Below are 3,769 nucleotides of genomic sequence, written 5' to 3' on the forward strand. Positions count from 1 at the left end.
GCGCCCTGCCAAGCACCGGCCCACAGGGTGGGCACCTGCCAGCGGCGCACTCGGCGTTGCCAATGCTCGCCGGGTGTCCAACCCGGCTGCGCTTGGCGCCTTGATTGCATCGCGGGCAGGTGTCCACGAACATCCGATTTCTCCGTTTCACTGGACTAGGCGTGCCAGGTGAGGCGATGTCCTTCATTCCAATGGCCTGACGGGATTGGAGCTGTAGCCCGCCGGGATCCCCACCACTCCATCCGTCGGCACGAAGTGACCTTGGATCAGGCGCGCGAAATGCTCGAGCGAGGGCGTGGCGCCACGCACGCCCTTGGCTCGTTCCTCCCACAAACACAGCGTGATCGATTCTGACGAGAAGGGGCGACAGAGGAAGGTCTCGCGTTCGAACTTCCCCATCACGCCGCCATCGCGCAAGGCGGCGCGCCGGGACTCGTAGGAGAGGAGTCGGCAGTGCGTTCGGCTGGTGGCCAACCATCTGCGGGCGTCCTGATGCCAGCGCACTGGAAATGCGACGGTCGGTCCGAGCACGGCGTCCAACAGGTTCGCACCAGCCGCTGCATGGCGGTCGCCCGTTCGGTTCGCGTCGTTGCCCTCTGAGCGATCCAGCAGGTGTCCGATGTCGTGCAACAAGGCCGCCGCGATGAGCGGCACCGGCGCACCGGCTTCTTCAGCCAACTTGGCGCACCGCAAACCATGTTCCATGTGGGACAAGCCGCCGCCGTCATCGTGCAGTGAATGCCCCCGTGCTCGGAACAAGGCGAGAACGCGGTCAATCTGCAGCGTGGTGTTGGACCTCACCGGTCGACTGATTGTTGAAACCATCTAAGACCTTCGTTGAACGGGAGGGTCCATCGAGCGGGCCATCCGCAGGAGTACGTCAACACACGCGATCCTGTTCGACGGGCCGTCACCCTCAAGCTGGATTGCAGAACACAACAGTGGATGACACAAGCGAGAAAATGAAGAGCCTCGCATTAGCGGGCTTGATGCCTCAGGTGTTCGACGCACCCAGGCTTCACAGATTGGGGACGGGGCTCGAAGTCGTGATCTCTGTGCGGGCCGCGAGTGGGCTGCCGCCCTCTCGCATCGATGGCCATGAAGGCCACGCCCTGGCGTTGCAGGAAGGGCAAGGCCTGCTCGCCGAGCAGCATGGCGATGGTGGCCAGCGCACCGGCGGCGGCGCACACGGGCGCGACCACGCTGATGGCCTGCCAGTGCGCCACCGGCTGCCCGGTGCGCGGGTCGAGGATGTGGCAGCAGCGCCGGCCCTCGGGCGTGATGAAGAAGCGCTCGTAGTCGCCGCTGGTGGCGAGCGCTCCTTCACGCAGCTCGACGCTGGCACAGGTGGCCTCGGGGTGGCGGGGATGCTGGATGCCGAAGCGCCAGGGCCGCCCGTCAGGTCGGGGCCCGAGCACCCGGATGTCGCCACCCAGGTTCACGAAGCCGCGCTGCAGACCGTGCTGCAACAGCACCGCCTGCGCCCGGTCGGCGGCGTATTCCTTGCCGATGCCGCCGAAGTCCAGCTCCATGCCGGGCTCGGGCAGCGTCACCTGGTGATCATTCCAGGCGACGCGTGTCCAGCCGATGAGCGGCCGGATCGCCGCCAGCTCCTCTTCGCCCGGCACGCGGGCAGCACGGAAGTCCCATGCGCGCCGCAGCACGCCGCTCGTCAGGTCGAACAGGCCGCCGCTTTGCCGATGCAGTTGGTCGGCAAAGGCCAGCAGGCCAGCGGTCTCCGGGTCGATGGCGGTGGCCACGCCGGTGCCTGCGGCCGCGTTGATGCGCGACACGATGCTGTCGGCCTGGTAGCGCGAGTACTTCGCCTCGATGCGCCGCACTTCGGCCACCGCCGCGTCGACGGCGGCCCGAGCCTCCGCCTCCGGGTGGCCCACCACGATTTCGCAGTGGGAGGCCATGGCACCAAAGCGCCAGTGCCAGCCATCGCGGTCGAAGTGGGCCAGGCCGCGCATGGTCAGAAGCTGCGCGCCATGCCGAGCTGCCACCACTGGGCCGAGAACGGCTCCAGGCCCGGCGAGCCATCGCCACCGATGCGCCAGTCGCCGCGCTGCTCGTAGCGTGAGTAGCTCAGGTCGAGCTTCCACTGCGGGGTGAGCTGCCAGTCGACCCGCAGGCCGGCCGTGAGCGCCCCGAAGGCCGACAGGCGCTGGTCCGCCGAGTAGTGCGTCAGGCCACTGAAGCCGGGCGGGAACGGCTCGCCCAGCGTGCCGTCGTAGACCGGGTCGAAGTAGAAGCTCGCGGCGCGCTGCGTGGCGTAGCGCAGGCTGGGCGTGAGCGTCCAGCCCGGGGCCACCGGCTGCACCCAGGCGGCATCGAGGGTGTGGGCCCGCACGCCCCAGCTGTCGTCGTAGACGCGCCAGCTGCTGCGCAGCGTGGAGCCCCAGCTGTCGAAGTGATGGTTCCAGCGCAGCAGCGCGGTGGTCTGGCGGCGTTTGTCCGGCCGTGAGTCGGGGAACTTGTACGGGTCGGTGTAGTAGCCGCGCCCTTGGCTCAGGCCCAGGTTGAACTGCACCAGATCGTTCGCCGTCCAGGCCTGGGTGACCCCGGCGATCATCTGCCAGGTGCGGCGCTGCTTGTCGAGCGTCGGGTCGTTGGACGAGCCGATGTCGTCCACGCCGTACGACAGGCCCAGGTTCCAGGTGCGGTTGTTGTCGTCGCTGGACAGGCGCCATTCGCCCGACACGGTGTTGGAGCGGTAGTCGTGCTCGCTGGAGCTCGCCACGCCCACCGACCAGGCCTGCCGCTCGTCGTAGCGGGTGAGCTTGAGGTCGCCGGCGGTGCGCGAATCGTCCATCTTCGAGGCGCCCGACACCGCGCTGTGGTAGCGCGGCGAGGCGCCCGAGACGGCGTCGTTGACCACCGAGCCCTCCAGCGACCAATGGGTGTCGAGGGGCACGAGCGCGTAGATCGACGGCGCATCGACCTTCACCCGGTCGAGCCCGGGCTGCCAGTCGCGGTAGCTCGACAGCTTCAGCGCCACCACACCCTGTTCAGGCGCGTTCTCTGCGTGGGCCACCGGAGCGACGACGCCGGGCAACAGCAGCGCCGCAGCCAGCACACCGCCGAGTGCGGAATCAGTTGCAGCCACAGCCACCCCCACCGACTCCGTAGCCACCCGAGGCGTTCTCCTTGCTCGCGTAGGTGTGTTGATCGAAACGGTCCGCGAGTGGGTCGCCCGCGAATGTCATCTCGGGCTTGGCCAAGGCCCGCTTCTCCCAGGCCTGCGGGGGCTGCAGGGCGCAGCCGCCGAGCGCTGCGCCCGCCACACTGCCCACCGCGGCCAGTGCGGCCAGGCGAGCGATGCGGCGCTTGAAGTTGGGGTTCATCATCAACGCTTGCTCCTCGATCAAGAAACGCCCAGCGCCGCAGCGATGCGGGCTTCGAGCGGGGCGATGTCCTCATCGCGGAACCCGGCGTGGGTGGTGATGACCTTGCCGTCGGCGCCCAGCAGCACCGAGCTCGGCATCGCCTTGATGCCAAAGCGGCGCGCCGCCTCGGCGCTGGGATCGAACGCCAGCGTGAACTGGGCCGGCGATTGCGCCAAGAAACGCTGGGCGTCGGCGGGCTGGCTGTCCAGATTGACAGCCACCACCCGCAGGCCTTTGGGCCCGAACTTCGACTGCATGCGATTCATCCACGGGAACGACTGGCGGCACGGGCCGCACCACGACGCCCAGAAGTCGATGTAGGTGGCGCGTGCCTTGCCATCGAACAGGGGCACGGCGGGCTGGCCGCTGGCGCCCGGCAC

Annotated in this window: 5 protein-coding genes; all 5 read right to left on the bottom strand. The window is 68.5% G+C overall.

The window, feature by feature from the left end; all coding sequences use genetic code 11:
• Positions 1 to 183: 183 nt before the first annotated feature.
• Positions 184 to 825, bottom strand: a complete 642-nt coding sequence (locus AACH06_RS29825; RefSeq protein WP_341429471.1) for an HD domain-containing protein — start codon at positions 823 to 825, stop codon at positions 184 to 186.
• A gap of 152 nt (positions 826 to 977) precedes the next feature.
• Positions 978 to 1,973 (bottom strand): FAD:protein FMN transferase, encoded by a 996-nt coding sequence (locus AACH06_RS29830; protein WP_341429472.1) that lies wholly within the window; start codon positions 1,971 to 1,973, stop codon positions 978 to 980.
• 2 nt (positions 1,974 to 1,975) lie between these two features.
• Positions 1,976 to 3,109 (bottom strand): DUF3570 domain-containing protein, encoded by a 1,134-nt coding sequence (locus tag AACH06_RS29835; RefSeq protein ID WP_341429473.1) that lies wholly within the window; start codon positions 3,107 to 3,109, stop codon positions 1,976 to 1,978.
• Complete coding sequence (locus tag AACH06_RS29840; protein WP_341429475.1) at positions 3,096 to 3,350, bottom strand: DUF4266 domain-containing protein; 255 nt, start codon at positions 3,348 to 3,350, stop codon at positions 3,096 to 3,098. Before AACH06_RS29840 ends, AACH06_RS29835 begins: the two co-directional genes overlap by 14 nt.
• Before the next feature lie 17 nt (positions 3,351 to 3,367).
• Positions 3,368 to 3,769 (bottom strand): TlpA disulfide reductase family protein (locus AACH06_RS29845; protein ID WP_341429474.1); only part of this gene is annotated, 402 nt, incomplete at its 5' end.

Origin of the sequence: Ideonella lacteola (assembly GCF_038066555.1) — a bacterium.
GTDB classification, from domain to species: domain Bacteria; phylum Pseudomonadota; class Gammaproteobacteria; order Burkholderiales; family Burkholderiaceae_C; genus Ideonella; species Ideonella lacteola.

Bases quoted from the DNA above. Each gene is read 5' to 3' on its own strand.
- AACH06_RS29825 (WP_341429471.1), bottom strand. From the start codon at position 825: ATGGTTTCAACAATCAGTCGACCGGTGAGGTCCAACACCACGCTGCAG.
- AACH06_RS29830 (WP_341429472.1), bottom strand. From the start codon at position 1,973: ATGCGCGGCCTGGCCCACTTCGACCGCGATGGCTGGCACTGGCGCTTT.
- AACH06_RS29840 (WP_341429475.1), bottom strand. From the start codon at position 3,350: ATGATGAACCCCAACTTCAAGCGCCGCATCGCTCGCCTGGCCGCACTG.